Origin of the sequence: Micromonospora pisi (genome assembly GCF_003633685.1) — a bacterium.
GTDB lineage: Bacteria > Actinomycetota > Actinomycetes > Mycobacteriales > Micromonosporaceae > Micromonospora_G > Micromonospora_G pisi.
This window is the reverse complement of the sequence record NZ_RBKT01000001.1, coordinates 4,129,487-4,145,767: the sequence shown is the minus strand read 5'-3', so window position 1 is coordinate 4,145,767 and position 16,281 is coordinate 4,129,487. Positions and strand designations below refer to the sequence as shown.

Annotated in this window: 13 protein-coding genes, 1 tRNA gene, 1 pseudogene and 1 riboswitch; of the genes and pseudogenes, 10 read left to right on the top strand and 5 right to left on the bottom strand. The window is 69.2% G+C overall.

The window, feature by feature from the left end; all coding sequences use genetic code 11:
• The gene (locus tag BDK92_RS41185; protein WP_425462309.1) at positions 1-1,977 is read right to left on the bottom strand and encodes a class E sortase; all 1,977 of its coding nucleotides are present in this window, start codon (positions 1,975-1,977) and stop codon (positions 1-3) included.
• 71 nt (positions 1,978-2,048) lie between these two features.
• Positions 2,049-2,858 carry a DUF881 domain-containing protein gene (locus BDK92_RS17540; RefSeq protein WP_121162329.1) on the bottom strand — a complete coding sequence of 270 codons (810 nt, stop codon included), beginning with the start codon at positions 2,856-2,858 and terminating at the stop codon, positions 2,049-2,051.
• Positions 2,859-3,078: 220 nt separating this feature from the next.
• On the opposite strand from BDK92_RS17540, the gene BDK92_RS17535 reads away from it, so the two are divergent.
• The 8 genes from BDK92_RS17535 (at position 3,079) to BDK92_RS17500 (ending at position 12,838) form a co-directional block, all read left to right on the top strand.
• The gene (locus BDK92_RS17535) at positions 3,079-3,342 is read left to right on the top strand and encodes a cell division protein CrgA (protein ID WP_121157681.1); all 264 of its coding nucleotides are present in this window, start codon (positions 3,079-3,081) and stop codon (positions 3,340-3,342) included.
• 297 nt (positions 3,343-3,639) lie between these two features.
• Entirely contained in the window at positions 3,640-5,832 is a 2,193-nt protein-coding gene (locus BDK92_RS17530) for a heterodisulfide reductase-related iron-sulfur binding cluster (protein WP_121157680.1), read from the top strand.
• 84 nt (positions 5,833-5,916) lie between these two features.
• The gene (locus tag BDK92_RS17525) at positions 5,917-7,092 is read left to right on the top strand and encodes a sensor histidine kinase (RefSeq protein WP_246017096.1); all 1,176 of its coding nucleotides are present in this window, start codon (positions 5,917-5,919) and stop codon (positions 7,090-7,092) included.
• On the top strand, positions 7,083-7,727 hold the full coding sequence (locus BDK92_RS17520; RefSeq protein ID WP_170208607.1) for a response regulator transcription factor: 645 nt from the start codon (positions 7,083-7,085) through the stop codon (positions 7,725-7,727). The genes BDK92_RS17525 and BDK92_RS17520 overlap by 10 nt, the downstream gene beginning before the upstream one ends.
• A 154-nt stretch (positions 7,728-7,881) precedes the next feature.
• Complete coding sequence (locus BDK92_RS17515) at positions 7,882-9,207, top strand: hemolysin family protein (RefSeq protein ID WP_246017095.1); 1,326 nt, start codon at positions 7,882-7,884, stop codon at positions 9,205-9,207.
• Between the two features lie 25 nt (positions 9,208-9,232).
• Positions 9,233-10,276 carry a hemolysin family protein gene (locus tag BDK92_RS17510; protein ID WP_121162321.1) on the top strand — a complete coding sequence of 348 codons (1,044 nt, stop codon included), beginning with the start codon at positions 9,233-9,235 and terminating at the stop codon, positions 10,274-10,276.
• A gap of 170 nt (positions 10,277-10,446) precedes the next feature.
• Positions 10,447-11,439: a C40 family peptidase gene (locus BDK92_RS17505; protein ID WP_121157679.1), complete on the top strand. Its 993-nt coding sequence runs from the start codon at positions 10,447-10,449 to the stop codon at positions 11,437-11,439.
• Positions 11,440-11,652: 213 nt separating this feature from the next.
• Positions 11,653-11,788, top strand: a riboswitch (cyclic di-AMP (ydaO/yuaA leader).
• 69 nt (positions 11,789-11,857) lie between these two features.
• Positions 11,858-12,838: a C40 family peptidase gene (locus BDK92_RS17500; RefSeq protein ID WP_246017094.1), complete on the top strand. Its 981-nt coding sequence runs from the start codon at positions 11,858-11,860 to the stop codon at positions 12,836-12,838.
• A gap of 96 nt (positions 12,839-12,934) precedes the next feature.
• Here the strand turns inward: BDK92_RS17500 and dcd are convergent, their stop codons facing one another.
• Positions 12,935-13,513, bottom strand: a complete 579-nt coding sequence (gene dcd, locus BDK92_RS17495; RefSeq protein ID WP_121157677.1) for a dCTP deaminase — start codon at positions 13,511-13,513, stop codon at positions 12,935-12,937.
• Between the two features lie 155 nt (positions 13,514-13,668).
• Between dcd and BDK92_RS17490 the strand changes: the two are divergent.
• Positions 13,669-14,190: pseudogene (locus tag BDK92_RS17490) on the top strand (pyridoxamine 5'-phosphate oxidase family protein); the annotation flags it as partial.
• 209 nt (positions 14,191-14,399) lie between these two features.
• Here BDK92_RS17490 and BDK92_RS17485 read toward each other — a convergent pair.
• Entirely contained in the window at positions 14,400-15,389 is a 990-nt protein-coding gene (locus tag BDK92_RS17485; protein ID WP_121157675.1) for a zinc metalloprotease, read from the bottom strand.
• A 212-nt stretch (positions 15,390-15,601) separates the two neighbouring features.
• On the opposite strand from BDK92_RS17485, the gene BDK92_RS17480 reads away from it, so the two are divergent.
• Positions 15,602-15,675, top strand: a tRNA-Gly gene (locus BDK92_RS17480).
• A gap of 141 nt (positions 15,676-15,816) precedes the next feature.
• Here BDK92_RS17480 and BDK92_RS17475 read toward each other — a convergent pair.
• Positions 15,817-16,260 carry a DUF6924 domain-containing protein gene (locus BDK92_RS17475; RefSeq protein ID WP_147457036.1) on the bottom strand — a complete coding sequence of 148 codons (444 nt, stop codon included), beginning with the start codon at positions 16,258-16,260 and terminating at the stop codon, positions 15,817-15,819.
• Positions 16,261-16,281: the final 21 nt, after the last annotated feature.

Here is a 16,281-nt window from a genome sequence, read left to right as displayed (position 1 = left end):
TCAGCCCTTCAGTTCGTCCGGCTGCCCGGCCGACTTCGGTTGTTTACGGGCCAGCTCGGCGTGGATGATCAGCCGCTCGTAGTTGTCGAACTTCGGGTTGCACGTGGTCAGGGTGAGCATCGCCTTGGTCGGCTTGGCCTTGGGCTTGCCGGGTACCGCCGCGACGACCTCGACCTGGCTGGGCTTGACGATCAGGTTGTCGGTCACCTTGTAGACGTACCAGTCGGTCTTTGACTCGACCACGATCACGTCACCGTCGTGCAGTTCGTCCAGGCTCCAGAAGGTGGCCTTGTTGCGGTGGCCGGCGACCGAGAAGTTCCCGACCTGGCCGGGCAGGGCGGTCTTCGGGTAGTGCCCGGGGGCGTACCGGATGTCCTTCTGGGTGACGCCCTCCACCACCACCCAGCTCTTGTCGAGCTTGGGGATGTAGAGCGATGCCATCGGCTTGCCGCCGGCCGGTGCCTTCGGTGGAGCGACTCCGGGTGGCGCGCTCGGTCCGCCGGTCGGGGCGACGGTCGGATCGGGGCCGGGTTCGTCCTCCCAGGCCCGTTCGAGCTCCTGACTCAGGGTGCTCTGGTGGGCGTTGACGATGACCGACTTGCCCCAGATTTCGTACCCGGCGAAGAGCAGGATGATCAAACCAAACGTGATCATCAATTCGCCGCTGAACCGGAGGCCGGTGCGGATGCGCGATCCGATGGTGGGCCGGGTCAGCTCCGAGTAGACGCTCTTGTAGCCCTCTCCGGTGCGTTCCGGACGGAGTTTGACGACCCGCTCGCCCCGACGTGGCCGAGCCTCACCGTCGGGCTCGGCCTGGTCGCCGCCGGCCGGATCGTCGCCCGCTGCCGGGCTCTGGTCGGGCCGGCTTCCGCCGGGTACGGTCGGCAGCATCGCCGTGGCGTGCTGGAAGGGCTGGGTCTTCCTCGGCGTCATGGTCGGGAGCAGTGCGGTGGACGACGGATCGTGTACCGGCACCGCCGGGATGAGCATGGTGGAGTTCTCGGCGTGCGTCGGCTGCCCCGGCTGGGCCGTGACCGCCGGGGGGCGTACCGCTCCGTTCGTCTGAGTTCCGGTGGTGGCGGTGCCCGTGCCATCCGGTGTGCTGGGCGTCGCCGGTGACGAACCCGTCGCAGTCGGCCCGGTCGCCACCGGGGGCGCGCTGGTCAGCTTCGGGATGAGCTGGGTACGTTCCGACGCCTGCATGGTGTATCCGGGAACGGATGGACGTGGCCCGGTCGGCTCCGGGGCGCTGCCCGGGATGGGCTGGGTACGTTCCGAGGCCCCTGCGGTCGTACCAGCTCCGGGCTGGGTCCGTTCCGGGGTGTTCGCGGGCGTACCGGGGATGGGCTGGGTCCGCTCCGGCGACGCCGCGGCGGTGGGGATGGACTGCGTCTGTTCGGGCGCCGACGCAGCGGTCGGAAAGCCGGGTACGTCGGCCGTCGGTTTCGCGGACCGGGGCGGCCCGTTCAGCGGGAAACCGGTCGGCGCGACCGTGCCGGGCCACGGTCCCCGTGCCCGGGCCGCTGCCGTGGGGTCGACGGTGGGCGTCGGAGGGCGGGGCGGTGCCCACGGGCTCGGGGAGGCTGGCGCCGAGGGCGTGGTGGCTCGCGTGCCGCCGGGGCGTGCCGCCGGCCCAGCGTCGGGCTGAGCCGGCCCGGCGGTGGCACGACCGTTGGTCGGTGGACTGGCCTGCGCTGACCCGGGGGTGGCCTGACCGTTGCTGGGTGGACTGGCCTGCGCTGACCCGGGAGTGGCCTGACCGCTTCTGCTGGGTGGACTGATCAGGAACTCGACGCTGGGTCGCGCGGTCGCGGCGGGCGTCGGCCCAGTGGCGGGTGCGGGGAACGCGGAGGGTGCCAGAGGTGCGGGAGCCGCGGCGGTGGGTGTGACCCGGGGCGTGGTCGGCGGGGCGGCGGTCGGCGGGGCCGCCGGTGCCGACGGGACGGCCCCAGGCCCGGTGACTCGTGGAATCACCATGGTCTGGTCGTTGGCGTCCGGGGCGCGGTGTCGTCCGTTCCGATCATCGTGCCGGTCGCCACTCACGGAACTCACCCCGGCACCTGGGCGCTACGTAGCCCGGTTGACCCCTCGAAGGCCGGCACGGTCACGCTCGACTCCACTGTCTCCTGGTATCCGAGTTGGAAGTGGTCCACGGCGTCCCTGAACAACTGGACGCCCTCGGAGGCGGCGAGGGCCCGCTGCAAGGCGGCGGGGTCACCGATTGCGGTGATCTTGAAAGGCGGGGAATATACCCGCCCGTGCAGTAACAGGGTGTTTCCTACGCAGCGTACCGCGCTGGTGGCGAGCACGCGGACATTCATGATGGACATGGCCTCGGCGCCGCCGGCCCAGAGCGCGTTGACAACCGCCTGCACGTCGCCCTGGTGGACCACGAGATCGTCGTTGCTGGCGTTGGCGGGTCGTCCGCCGTCGCCGAGTCGGGGAGCGTCGTTGAGTTCGACCACGAGACCCGGCCCGCCGAGCGCGGTGAATCCGGCGGCCTGACGGTTGCCGGCGGCCCGGTCGCGTTGGGCGGCGACCGGCGCGTCGGAGCTGGCGAGTGATTCGGTCTGCTTCTCCACCTGGGCCCGGAGGGTGGCGGCCTGCTTCTCGCTGGCGACAACCTGGTCGCGGCGGTCCTTCATCAGCTGGGTGAGCTCGGGGCGGCGGTCCTCCCGCAGCGAGGTGCCCGCCGCGGTGGTCGCCGAGGTGGTGAAGAGCAGACCGGCGGCGAGTGCGATCAACGGCACAGCGGCTGACCAGCCCGGCCGTCGCTGGCCGGAGCGGCGGGGCAGCAGGCCCACAACCGCCCGGCGGAGCACCTTGCCCCAGGAGGTTCCACCCGTTGTGTACTCCACCGAGTCCGCCCTCCCGATCATGTCGGTCTCTCGCACTGTGGGCCTCGCGTCCCACTCGGTAGCCGGATCCGCTCACCGGGTGCAACCGGTTGGCCCCGTTCGTGGCCTGATCGGGTCATCGCGACTACGCTAGCTGTCGAACATTATTGGCCATGGACCGTCGCCCCTGCGTCCGGTTGTCAGGCCGGACGAGGATCGCCACCCCCTCAGGAGGAGCGCCGTGCCGAAGTCGCAGGTCCGTAAGAAGAAGGTGTACACCCCACCGACCGACGTCCGCCCCTCGGGCACGGCGGCGACGCGCAAGCCTAGCCCGATCTGGTTGCCGATCACCGCGGTCAGCCTGATCGTCTTCGGTATCGCGTGGCTGGTGGTCTACTACCTTTCCGAGACCGAGTACCCGGTCGCCACCTGGGGTTACTGGAACCTCGCGATCGGCTTCGGAGGCATGGTGGGTTCGTTGGCCCTGCTCTCCCGTTGGCGTTGATCACCCGCCTGATCCGCCACTGATCTCGTACGTCGTCCAGCGCTGGTCGACCCGTTCGGGTCGACCAGCGCTGTCTGCCGGCGCCGGCTCCGTCCTGCGGGCGCCGGCTTTGGCGTATCCGGGTCTGACCGGCGGAAGGCGCGTCGAGCGGCGCGGCCTAGGGTGTCCGTACGCGGCGCAGCCGGCGACGGAGATTCCGACGTTACTAGTGGGTAACATAGCGCGTAGGCTGCAGGCGCGATCGCACCCCCGCGGTCGACCAGTCGCCTGACACGTCGCAGACCGGGAGGCCAGGGCATGGGCAGCGTCCAGATCGTCACCACGGCTGTCGCCGCCGCCGTCACCGCCGTCGCGGTGGTGCTCGCGGTGCGCGCGGTGCTGCGGATGGTGTCGGTGATCCGGGCGGGGCAACCCGATCCGACCCGTACCGGTAACCCGGCCCTGCGTACCCGGACGATGTTGACCGAGACCCTCGGGCACACCCGGATGCTGCGCTGGAGCGTGGTCGGCGCCGCGCACTGGTTCGTGATGATCGCCTTCATCGTCCTCTCGCTGCTCGTGCTGGAGGCGTACTTCGAGGTGGTGAGCCCGACCGGCGGCCTGCCGGTGATCGGGTCCTGGCTGGTGTACGGCCTGGCCACCGAGATCATCGGGGTGCTCGGTACGGCCGGCATCCTGGTGCTGATCGGGATCCGGTTGGCGAACCGTCCCGGCAACCCGAACCGCCGCTCGCGCTTCACCGGCTCCACCATGTGGCAGGGCTACTTCGTCGAGGCCGTGGTGCTGGCGGTCCTGATCTGCGGGTTCCTCATCCGCGGCTTCAAGGTCGCCACCGACCACTTCGAGTTCCCGGCCTGGGCGACCCCGGTCAGCCACGCCGTCGGCGCGGTCCTACCGGACTGGTCCGCCGGCACCAGCGTCACCGCCCTGGTGAAGATCGCCATCTCGATGACCTGGGTGATCGTCATCGCGCTGAACGTGACCATGGGCGTGGCCTGGCACCGGTTCGCGGCGTTCTTCAACATCTACTTCAAGCGTGACCCCGGCCGGACCGGTTCCGGGCTCGGTGCGCTCCGGCCCATGATGAGCGCCGGCAAGCCCCTCGACTTCGAGGAGGCGGATCCTGAGTCCGACCAGTTCGGGGTCGCTCAGGTCGAGCAGTTCACCTGGAAGGGACTGCTGGACTTCAGCACCTGCACCGAGTGCGGACGGTGCCAGTCGCAGTGCCCGGCCTGGAACACCGGCAAGCCGCTCTCGCCGAAGCTGCTCATCCTCAGCCTGCGCGACCACGCGTACGCGAAGGCGCCGTACCTGCTGGCCGGCGGGGGCAAGGACCTGACGGGTGAGGAGAAGGCGACCCAGGCGCAGCTCGCCCACCTGGACGTGCTCTCGCTCGCCGAGGGGAACCGCCCGCTGATCGGCGGCGCCGAGGAGGGTGGGGTGATCGACCCGGACGTGCTCTGGTCCTGCACCACCTGCGGCGCCTGCGTCGAGCAGTGCCCGGTCGACATCGAGCACGTGGACCACATCGTCGACATGCGCCGGTACCAGGTGCTGATCGAGTCGAGCTTCCCGTCCGAGGCGGGCGTGATGCTGCGCAACCTGGAGAACAAGGGCAACCCGTGGGGTGCCCCGCCGAACACCCGGGAGGACTGGACCAAGGGGCTCGACTTCGAGGTGCCCCGGGTCGGCGAGACCGAGGACTTCGAGTACCTGTTCTGGGTCGGCTGCGCCGGGGCGTTCGAGGACCGGGCCAAGAAGACCACCCGCGCGGTCGCCACACTGCTGCACGAGGCCGGGGTCAACTTCGCCATCCTGGGTGAGGGCGAGACCTGCACCGGCGACCCGGCCCGACGGATCGGCAACGAGTTCGTCTTCCAGACGCTGGCCCAGCAGAACGTCGAAACGTTGAACGAGGCGTTCGGCGACCGCGAACCGGCCAAACGCAAGATTGTGGCGAGCTGCCCGCACTGCTTCAACACCCTCGGCAACGAGTACGGCGAACTCGGTGGTCAGTTCGAGGTGGTGCACCACACCCAACTGCTGGCGCATCTGGTCGCCACCGGCAAGCTCACCCCGGTCACGCCGATCGACGGCGGCATCACCTACCACGACCCGTGTTACCTCGGTCGGCACAACCGGGTCTTCACGCCGCCGCGCGAGGTGCTCGGTGCTGCGGCGGCCGACGGTCTGACCGAGATGCCGCGTAACAGCGAGCGCTCCTTCTGCTGCGGCGCCGGTGGTGCCCGGATGTGGATGGAGGAGCGGATCGGTAAGCGGATCAACGTGGAGCGGGTCGAAGAGGCGATCTCGACCGGGGCGAAGACCATCGCGGTCGGCTGCCCGTTCTGCACCACGATGATCAGCGATGGCGTGAACGGCAAGGGCGTGGCCGACCAGGTCGAGGTCATCGACGTCGCCACGGTCCTGCTCCGCTCGGTCAAGCCGACCACGCAGGGGCAGCCGGAACCGGCCGGCACCGCAGGCTGACCCGGCCGGAGCGCGCCCCGGCCCGGCGCTGGGGCGCGCCACAGCGTACGGACTGTGGTGGACCGCAACGGTAGCGTCGTCGACGTGGAGCAGGTCAGGACGGCACACGGCGCGGCCGGTGTGGGCGTACGTCTGCTCGGGCGGGCCGTACGGCTGGTTGTCGGGGTCCTGCTCGGCACGGTGACCGCGGTGGTGGACCTGACGTACCTGCTCTGGTCCGGGCTGATCCTGGTGCCGGTCTGGCCGCACCCGGGGGCTCGGCGTTCGGCGATCCGTGAGATCCAGGCCGGTGCCCGGCATCTCGCCGAGGTGGAGCGGTGGCGGTTGGCTGCTTTCCTCAACAGCGTCAACTCCGCCGACTACACCGGCCGGCGGGCGGTGGAGTACCTCTGCCTGCGCTGGGCGGTCGGCCTGCTCGGTGGCGCCGTACTCCTGATCTTCGCGTACGGCGCGGTGGCCGGGCTGGTCTGGCTCGCCGAATGGGTCGCCGGTCAGAGCGGTCCCCTGCTCTTCGCCGGGCAACTCGTCCTCGGCCTGATCGGTCTCTTCCTGGTCGCACAGGGCCTGCTCGGGATGGCCGCGCTCGACCGCCGGCTGGGGCGGCTCTTCTTCGGGCCGAGCGACCGGGAGTTGCTGGAGCGGCGGATCAGCGAGCTGGCGGTGAGCAGGGCCGGGATCGTCGAGGCGGTCGACGCCGAACGCCGCCGGATCGAGCGGGACCTGCACGACGGCCTGCAACAACGGCTGGTCGCACTCGGCATGTTGCTCGGCCGGGCGCGGCGCAGCGCCGACCCCGAACGTGCCGGCGAGCTGCTCCGCCAGGCCCACGAGGAGTCCAGGTCGGCCCTGGACGACCTCCGTGAGGTCGCCTGGCGGGTCTATCCGACCGCCTTGGACAACCTCGGCCTGGACGAGGCGTTGGCCCGGGTCGCCGACCGGGCCGGGATGCCGGTCACCGTCCATTACCGCCTGGTCGAGCAGCCACCGGCCCGGGTGCGGACCGCCGCCTACTTTGTGGTCTCGGAGGCGGTGACGAACGCGGCGAAGCACGCCCGGGCAGGCCGGGTCGTGGTCGACGTCGCACCGGGGCAGAATGCGGTCGTGGTGGCGATCGACGATGACGGGATCGGCGGGGCGGATCCGGCCGGCAGCGGCCTTGCCGGGCTGGCCCGCCGGGTGGCGGCGTTGGACGGGACGTTCCGGGTCGACAGCCCAGTCGGCGGACCGACGACGATCGTCGCGGAGTTCCCGTGCGGGTGATCCTGGCCGAGGATTCGACCCTGCTGCGCGAGGGCCTGGTCCGGCTCCTGGTCGACGAGGGGCACGAGGTGGTGGCCGCGGTCGGGGACGCGGTTGCGCTGGTGGCGGCGGTCGAGGCCGAGCCACCGGACGTGGTGGTCGCGGACGTACGGATGCCGCCCACCCACACCGACGAGGGGCTGCGCGGGGCGCTGGAGATCCGCCGCCGCTGGCCGGACGTCGGCGTACTGGTCCTGTCGCAGTACGTGGAGAAGCGGTACGCGGTCGAGTTGCTCGGTGGCCGTACCGACGGGGTGGGTTACCTGTTGAAGGACCGCGTGGTGGAGGTGGGGGAGTTCCTCGACGCGCTGTCCCGGGTCGGCTCCGGCGGCACCGCCTTCGACCCGGAGGTGGTACGGCAGTTGCTGGCGCGTACGTCCCACACCGACTCGTTGGGGCGGCTCACCGAGCGGGAGCGCACGGTGCTCGACCAGATGGCGCAGGGACAGACCAACGCCACCATCGCCGGCCACCTGCACGTGTCGCAGAGCGCGGTGGAGAAACACGTGAACGCGATCTTCGACAAGCTGGGGTTGTCACAGACCACCGGTTACAGCCGGCGGGTGCTGGCCGTGCTCCGCTACCTCGGCAGCTGAGCCGCCGCGCTGACCGCCGCAGCGCTGACCGTCCGTCGGTCAGGTGAATCGGCGGTTGACAAAACAAATCCGTACGGTGAATCGGTACTCGTGCCGACGCGCATAGTCGTGGAACAATCGGCGCCGAGGTGAGCCGATCATCGAGAGCGCACTGTTGACCACCCTCCTGCCGCTGGTCGCCTTCGTGCTGCTGACCGCCGGCAACGCCTTCTTCGTGGTGGCTGAATTCGCCCTCGTGACGGTCGACCGGCCGGAGATCGACCAGCGTGCCGCCGCCGGTGACCGCCGCGCCGGTACGGTCCGCAAGGCGCTGCGGGAACTCTCCTTCCAGCTTTCCGGCGCGCAACTCGGCATCACCATCACCGCTCTGCTGACCGGTTACCTCGCTGAGCCGGCGTTGGCAAAGCTCTTCGGTCCGCTGCTCCGACCGGTCATCGGGCCATCCACCGGGCTGGTCACCCCGCTGCTGGCGCTGGTGCTGGCCACCCTCCTGTCGATGCTCTTCGGCGAACTGGTGCCGAAGAACGCCGCCCTGGCCCGGCCGCTGCCGGCGGCGCTGGCCACGGCCGGTCCGATGCGTACGTTCAGCATCGTCTTCAAGTGGCTGATCCGGGGGCTGAACAACTCCGCCAACTGGCTGGTCCGCAGGCTCGGTGTGGAGCCGCAGGAGGAACTCGCCAGCGCCCGATCGGCCGAGGAACTGGGGCTGCTCGCCGTCATCTCGGCACGGGCCGGGGCACTGTCGCCGGAGACGGCGATGCTGCTGCGCCGGACCATCCGGTTCGGCGGCAAACGGGCCGCCGAGGCGATGACCCCCCGGGTTGATGTGGTCGCACTGCGGGCCGGTGACTCCGTGGCCGAACTGCTCGCCCTTGCCCAACGCACCGGGCGGACCCGCTTCCCGGTGTACGAGGAGACGCTCGACCTGGTCACCGGGGTGGCCGGGGTGCCGGACGCGCTCGGCGTACCGCTGGACCGCAGGGCCGGGACGACCGTTGCGTCGGTGGCCCGCGAGCCGGTGTACGTACCGGAGAGCCTCGATCTGGACAACGTGCTCGCCGCGTTGCGGGCGGCCGACGCCGACCTGGCCATCGTGGTCGACGAGTACGGCGGGACCGACGGTGTGGTGACCGTCGAGGACCTGGTGGAGGAACTGGTCGGGGAGATCGCCGACGAGTTCGACCCGGCGGTCGCGCTGGAGGACGCACGATTCGAACTGACCGTGCCCGAGGGTGAGCGCACCGTCCTGACCGACGGGGTGCTCCGCGCCGACGAACTGGTCGAGCAGATCGGCTTCCGGTTGCCCGACGGCCCGTACGAGACCCTGGCGGGTTTCCTGCTGGCTCGACTGGGGCACATCCCGGTCGCCGGCGAGACGGTGCTCGAGCAGGGGTACGAGTTCACCGTGGTCGAGGTGGACCGGCACCGGATCGAGCAGGTCCGGGTGCTCCGCCCGCCAGAGCCGGGTGAGGTGCCGTGAGCCGCTGTCGTACGGGGTGGTCGGGGTGACCGAACTGCTCGTCGCGCTCGTACTCCTGCTCGGCAACGGCTTCTTCGTGGGCAGCGAGTTCGCGCTGATCGCGTCCCGGCGTACGGTGATCGAGCCGATGGCGGCGGTGACGAAACGGGCCCGCTTCGCGCTCTCGGCGATGAACCAGATCCCCCTGATGATCGCGGGGGCGCAACTCGGCATCACCATCTGCTCGTTGGGCCTCGGTGCGATCGCCGAGCCGGCCCTGGCGCATCTGGTGGAGGGCCCGTTCCACGCGGTGGGGGTGCCGGCGGCGGCCGTACATCCGCTGGCGTTCGTCCTCGCCCTCGGCGTGGTGGTCTTCCTGCACACGGTGGTCGGCGAGATGGTGCCGAAGAACATCACCCTCGCCGGTCCGGAGCGGGCGGCGCTCTGGCTCGGCCCGGCGATGCTTGCCTTCTGTGTGGCGACGAAGCCGTTGCTGCTGGCGATGAAGTGGGCGTCCCGGCTGGTGCTGCGGTTGTGGGGGATCGAGGCCGCGGACGCGGTGAAGACGGTGTTCACCGCGGAGGAGTTGGCCGGGCTGGTGGCGCAGGCCCGGACCGAGGGGTTGTTGGATCCGGTGGAGCACGCCCGAATCACCGGTGCGCTCGCGCTGAGCCGGCGTACCGCCGCCGACGCGCTGCGACCGTGGTCGACGGTGACCACGGTGGCCGAGGACGTGTCCCCGGCGTCGCTGGAGGTGCTGGCGACGCGGACCGGGCGGTCGCGTTTCCCGGTGGTGCAGCGGAGCAGCCGTCGGGTGCTCGGTTTTGTGCACGTCAAGGACGTGCTCGGGTACGCCGGGGCGGCGCGTCGGGCGCCTGTCCCGGCCGAGGTGCTCCGGCCGCTCGCGGTGGTGCCGCCGGACCGTACGCTTGCCGACCTATTGTTGTCGATGCGTCGTGAGCGTCGTCATATGGTGCTGGTGGGTGACGGCCGTATCCCGCTCGGTGTGGTGACCCTCGATGATGTATTGACTGCGGTCGTTGGTAGGTCTTTCGATGCCGTTGTGTCGCAACCGATTGCGCCGGTCTGAATACAGCGAGGAGTATTCTTCCGCCGCCCTTGATTCGCGCCCGATCCTTCCCTAATGTGGGGCACCGACCGCTGTGGGACGTCGGCGCCCAAATCCCCTCGGGCGGCACCCGGTGGTCGGTATCGAAGGAGTCGGTGCCGGTGGCACGCGTGCCCTCCCATCGCCATTCGATGATGCATGAGCATCCGCGCGGCGGTAACCGCCGCCGGGCCTACCAAATGCTCGCCCTTGCGGCAGTGATCCTGGGTGGGTTGCTGCCGACGACGCAGGCGCAGGCTGCCCCCTCGGTCGAGGAGATCGAGAAGCAGATCGACGCCCAGTGGGTTCAGCTCGAGCCGACCATCGAGCAGTACAACAAGGTGCACAGCCAGCTGTTGTCGAACCAGAAGAAGTCGTCCGAGCTGCAGAAGAAGATCCAGCCGTTGGCTCTCCATGCCGACCTGGCGCTGGACCGGGTTGGCGATCTCGCCTCGCGCTACTACAAGAGCGGCCCGTCTTCTGACCTGAACGCGCTGCTCACCAGCGGCACGCCGACGGAGCTCGCGGATCAGCTGACGATCCTGGACCACCTGGCCCGGGAGCAGCAGGAGCAGATCGCCGACGTCACCGCCGCGAAGGAAAAGTACGACGTCGAGAAGCGCAAGCTGGACGAGCTGGTCGCGCAGCAGAAGAAGCAGGACGCCGAGCTTTCCGCGAAGCAGAAGTCGATCGACGCCGAGATCAACCGGCTGGAGAAGCTGCGGCTCACCGCGTACGGGTCGAGCAGCTCCGGTGGTGCGTTGCGGATCGGGCCGTGTCCGGCGGTGTACCCCGGTGGCCCCGCCGGCACCGCCGTCAAGACCGCCTGCGCGCAGATCGGCAAGATGTACGTCTGGGGCGCGACCGGGCCGAGCAACTTCGACTGTTCCGGACTCACCCAGTACGCCTGGGGCAAGGCCGGCGTGAAGCTCACCCACTACACGGGTGCCCAGTGGAACGAGGGCCAGGTGATCAGCCGGGCCAACGCCCGCGCCGGCGACCTCGTCTTCTTCTACGGTGATCTGCACCACGTCGGCATGTACGTCGGTAACGGATTAATGGTGCACGCACCGCAATCCGGTCAGCCGGTGAAGATGACAAAGATTGACGTGATGCCGGTCGCCGGGTTCCGTCGGCCTGGCTGAGTAACAGCAATTGCCCGAGTTTGTCAGGACAGGCCCCTTGCTGGCGGTGGCGCCGTTAGCAAGGGGCCTCTCCTTTGTCGACGGTGACACACCCTAAGTAATTGTCTGATATACGGAACGGTTCAACTCCAGTCACGGGTTGCACAGCCATAACAGCGTTCCTACTGTGGGAGATCGCCGAGACGGCACCAGATCACCCAGCCCGGGTGGCACCGGCTCGGCCCGCCGAATCGTTTTCGACGAACCGGGGAACCAACACCTCGGGGTGAATCCGCGAATATTCGCGGTAGGGCGCACTCTTCCCGCCCGAACCCGTCAGCTAACCCGGTAGGCGGTTCCGGAAGAAGGAGCGCCCACCCCGGTGGCTAGCCATGCCCCGCGGCCGAGGTCCCTCCGGTCGACTCTGGTCGACCCGGACATGACCCGGTCGCGTACCCGTTGGCCCATCCGTACCTCCGTACTCGCCGCGATAGCCGGTGTCGCCGCTGTTCTGCTCGGTGCCACCGCAGCTCACGCCGAACCGTCGGTCACCGAGATCGAGAAGCAGATCGACGTGGCGTGGAACCAGCTAGAGCCGACCATCGAGAAGGCCAACGCGACCCGCCAGGACCTGGCCGTCAAGAAGAAGCAGGCAGACGCGCTGGCCAAGCGGATCCAACCGCTGCAACTCCAGATCGACCAGGCCATGGGCAAGGTCAGCAACATGGCCGTCCGGGCGTACAAGGGGGACAACGCCTCCGCGATCAACGCGATCCTGACCACGGACTCGCCGACCATGCTCGCCGACCAGCTCACCATCCTCGACCAGTTCGCCCGCCGTCAGCAGCACGATGTCCAGGCGGTGGTCGACCTCAAGGAGCAGCTCGCGGCCCAGAAGGCACCACTGGACACCCTGGTCGCGCAGCTCACCCGGACCGAGGCGGACCTGGCCGCGAAGAAGAAGCAGATCGACACCGAGATCGACCGGTTGCAGAAGCTGCGGCTGAAGGTCTACGGCAACGGTGGCGGCGGCCCGCTCCGCCCAGCCCCCTGCCCGTCGAGTTATCCCGGCGGTCCGTCCGGCGTCGCGGTCAAGTTCGCCTGTGCGCAGATCGGCAAGATGTACGTCTGGGGCGCCGCGGGTCCGAACACCTACGACTGCTCCGGGCTGATGCTCGCCGCCTGGGCGAAGGCGGGCGTGACCCTGCCGCACAACGCGGCTGCCCAGCGTCGGGTCACCGCGTACGTCAAGCAGGCCGAACTGCGCCCCGGCGACCTGGTGTTCTACTACGCCGACCTGCACCATGTCGGGATGTACGTCGGCGACGGCTGGGTGGTGCACGCCTCCCAGGCCGGTGAGCCGGTCAAGATGAAGCGCCTCGACACCGCAACCGTCCACAGCTTCGGCCGCCCCACCTGACCCCCTCCCCCCCCGCTCCCCTGCGCCGCCGATCCAGGGCAGGTCCGCGCTGATGGATCTCCGTCAGCGCGGACCTGCCCTAGGGCGAAGGGAGGGTCAGCGGGTGGGCCAGGTCTGCCAACGTTGCCAGGAACGGCTGGGGGTAGGGCCGCGTTGGCCCTGGTAGCGGGAGCCGTACACGGCGGAGCCGTAGGGGTGCTCGGCCGGCGACGAGAGCCGGAAGATGCAGAGCTGGCCGATCTTCATGCCGGGCCAGAGGGTGATCGGCAGGTTGGCCACGTTGGAGAGTTCCAGCGTGACGTGGCCGGAGAAGCCGGGGTCGATGAAGCCGGCGGTCGAGTGGGTGAGCAGGCCCAGCCGACCCAGGCTCGACTTGCCCTCCAGCCGTCCGGCGAGCTGGTCGCCGAGTGAGATCACTTCGAGCGTGGAGGCGAGTACGAACTCGCCCGGGTGCAGCACGAACGGCTCGCCGTCGGGCACGTCCACGACCGAGGTCAGGTCATCCTGTTGGCTGGCCGGGTCGATGTGGGTGTAGAGATGGTTGTTGAACACCCGGAAGAGCCGGTCCAGTCGTACGTCGATGCTCGACGGTTGCACCAGTGCCGGCTCGAAGGGCTCAAGCCCCAGAGTGCCCGCCTTGATCTCGGTGACCAGGTCACGGTCGGAGAGCAGCATCCAGCCACCTTAGCGACCGGGCGAGATCAACCCGGTCGCGCCCGGACCTGGAGTGACGCGGCGCGTCGTCATGGGCAACGGGGTCGGCGATGGTTCGGCGTGGCGAACGCGTGTCGGACTACCCGTCTCGAACACATGTTCGATAGAATCTCCCCATGGCATCCTGGTCCGAATTCGCCGCCGACGCCCCGCGTCTCGCCGAAGCGATCCGCACCCTCCTGCAGCAGTACGGGCCGGGTCTCGGCTACCTCGCCACCGTCCGCGCCGACGGCGGTCCCCGTGTGCACCCGGTGTCGCCGGTGATCAACGACGAGGGGCTGTTCTGCTTCGTCGTCGACTCTCCCAAGCGGCGCGACCTGGAACGTGACGGCCGCTACGCGCTGCACTCGTTCCCGCCCGAGGAGAGCGACGACGAGGCGTACGTGGCCGGTCGCGCCAAGCTGGTCACCGACCCGGCGACGATCGCCCGGCTCGCCGACACCGTGCGCGCCGAGCCCCGGGTGGACTGGCGACTCTTCGAGTTCACCGTCGAGGCGGCGATGCTCGCTGAGCACGGCCGGGCCGGTGCGATCCCACTCGCGTACGGCGGGCGGGGCGATGACCGGCCGGGAGTTCAGGTGTGGCTCGACCCGACTGCGGCGCGAGCGCCCGCCGGCCGTCGCGGACGTCGAGCCCGCCGGCACGTCAATCCCACCGAGTTGCGGTCCGCGTCAACGGCGAACGCGGTCGACCAGCGCTTCACCCGGGAGCCCCGAGTGGTGGCCGTCGCCCCGGACCCGGTGATCTGGGCCTCCTGAGTGAACGGACCCCTCGACGAGGGGCCCCAGACACACGACGAGGGCCGGCTCCTCGGGAAGCGGCCGGCCCTCGTCGTGCTGGCAGTGCATCAGGCCCGGTACGCCTGCCACGCTTTGACCATGCGGTTCACCTGTCCGGCCGTGAACCGGTCCATGCAGGCGTCGACCGTGTAGTTCATGAAGTTGTGGATCGGGTCGAGCCCCGACCTGCTCACACACGAGTCCCGCCCGGTCGGGCAGCCGAACGCCGGCTCCGCCTCCGCCGGGGTGTCCGCCACCGCGTCGCCTTCACCCGCGCACCCGCCCTGGAACGTGTGGAAGAGGTTCAGCCAGTGGCCGACCTCGTGGGTGCCGGTGTCGCCCTCGTTGTAGGGCTTCTCGTTGCCGCCGGGCAGTGACTCCGAAAGCACCACCACCCCGTCGTACGTGGTCAACTGCTTCTGCGGAAACGTCGCCCAGCCGAGCAGGTCGTCGCTGAGTGCCCCCAGGTAGAGGTTGAGCGTCTCCGGGCCGCCGGTCCGCAGCGACCTCTTCATCTGCGTCTCCGCCGGGCTCTCCGCCACGATCGGATACCAGGCCGGGTTGATCACCCGGTTGAGCTTCTTGAGCTTGAACTTGAAGGGCGTGACCGCGCCACCATCCACTCCGTCGAACGCCGCGTTCAGCACCTTGAACTGGGCATCGATCATCGCGCGCGGAATGTTTCCACCCTCCCGGGTACGGTCCCGGCTGATCACGTGCACCACCACCGGGATCGTGATCTTCCTCGGGGCGGCGCTGAACGGCGCCACTCCGACCCGCTTCGCGTACGCGGCGTCCAGGTCTCGATTGCGCTGCGCCGCCTCGGGCGCGTCCAGTTCGTTGGGGTCGTGCCCACCGGGCGCCCCGGGTCTCGCCCTGGCGGCCGAGTCTGCCACCGCCAGCTGGACGCATCCTGCCGATGGCCCCGTCGTGCTCGCCGTAGCCGGGCTTGCCAGTGCCGGGTTCGCCACCAACACCATGGACCCGAGCAGCAGTACGACAGCAGTGGACGCCACGCCAACCGAGCGCAACGACTTCCGGATGCGGTGCAAACCCATGACCCCACCTCTTCGCCACGGAACGCGACGCTTCGTTCACGCGCCGCAAGTTGCGGATGTGGCGGACGTTACCTGCTGGGACAGTTCAGGCAAACGACGCAGATCGGCGTGGTCCCCATCAATCTGCCTCAACCGCACGGACGCGTCCGGCGCCGCCGCCGGGGGTACGTTGATGCGCTCGGGAGGCGGACCAGGTACAGTGGGCTCCGCTCGCGGGTGTAGTTCAATGGCAGAACATCAGCTTCCCAAGCTGACAGTGCGGGTTCGATTCCCGTCACCCGCTCCAATGCAAAGGCCCTGGTCAGGACGCGAGTCCCAACCAGGGCCTTCGATGTTCTGTCGGCGGCGATCATGCGCCGGGCCATCCACGGGCCACTAGCCCGCGTAATACCGGCCCGGTTATTGCTCACCACCGGATGCGACATCCCTATCCGCTGGCACCGGGTGACTCGTCGTCGAAGCCACGATAAGTGCCAGATCCGTCGGTGACATCGGCGAAGTCAGCGAAATCCATGTTCGCGATGGTCAGGTTTGCAGATACATCGGCGTACCACCGGGTCGGCACCCGGAACGTGCGGCCGGGCTCGTCGTACAAGTCGACGGCTAACAGCGGGTGTTCGTCGTCGGCCATCGTGGTCGCGTCCGCGAGGAACAGGTAGGTCAGCTTGTCGTCGTCGCTCGCGGCGGCATCCACGTCAACCAGCGCTTGGACAGTCACACCGGCATAGGCGGGGTCGCTGACGTACGTCGCGTTCGGGTACGGGTCCAAGTCGTCGATGGCCGCCATAAGGGCGGTCCAGGCTGCTTCGTCGCGGAAGTCGCTGCGTAGAACCAGCGACGTCAGGTCCCTGGGTTGGGGCAGGGGAGTCATGCCCGCGATCTTCCCAGCGAA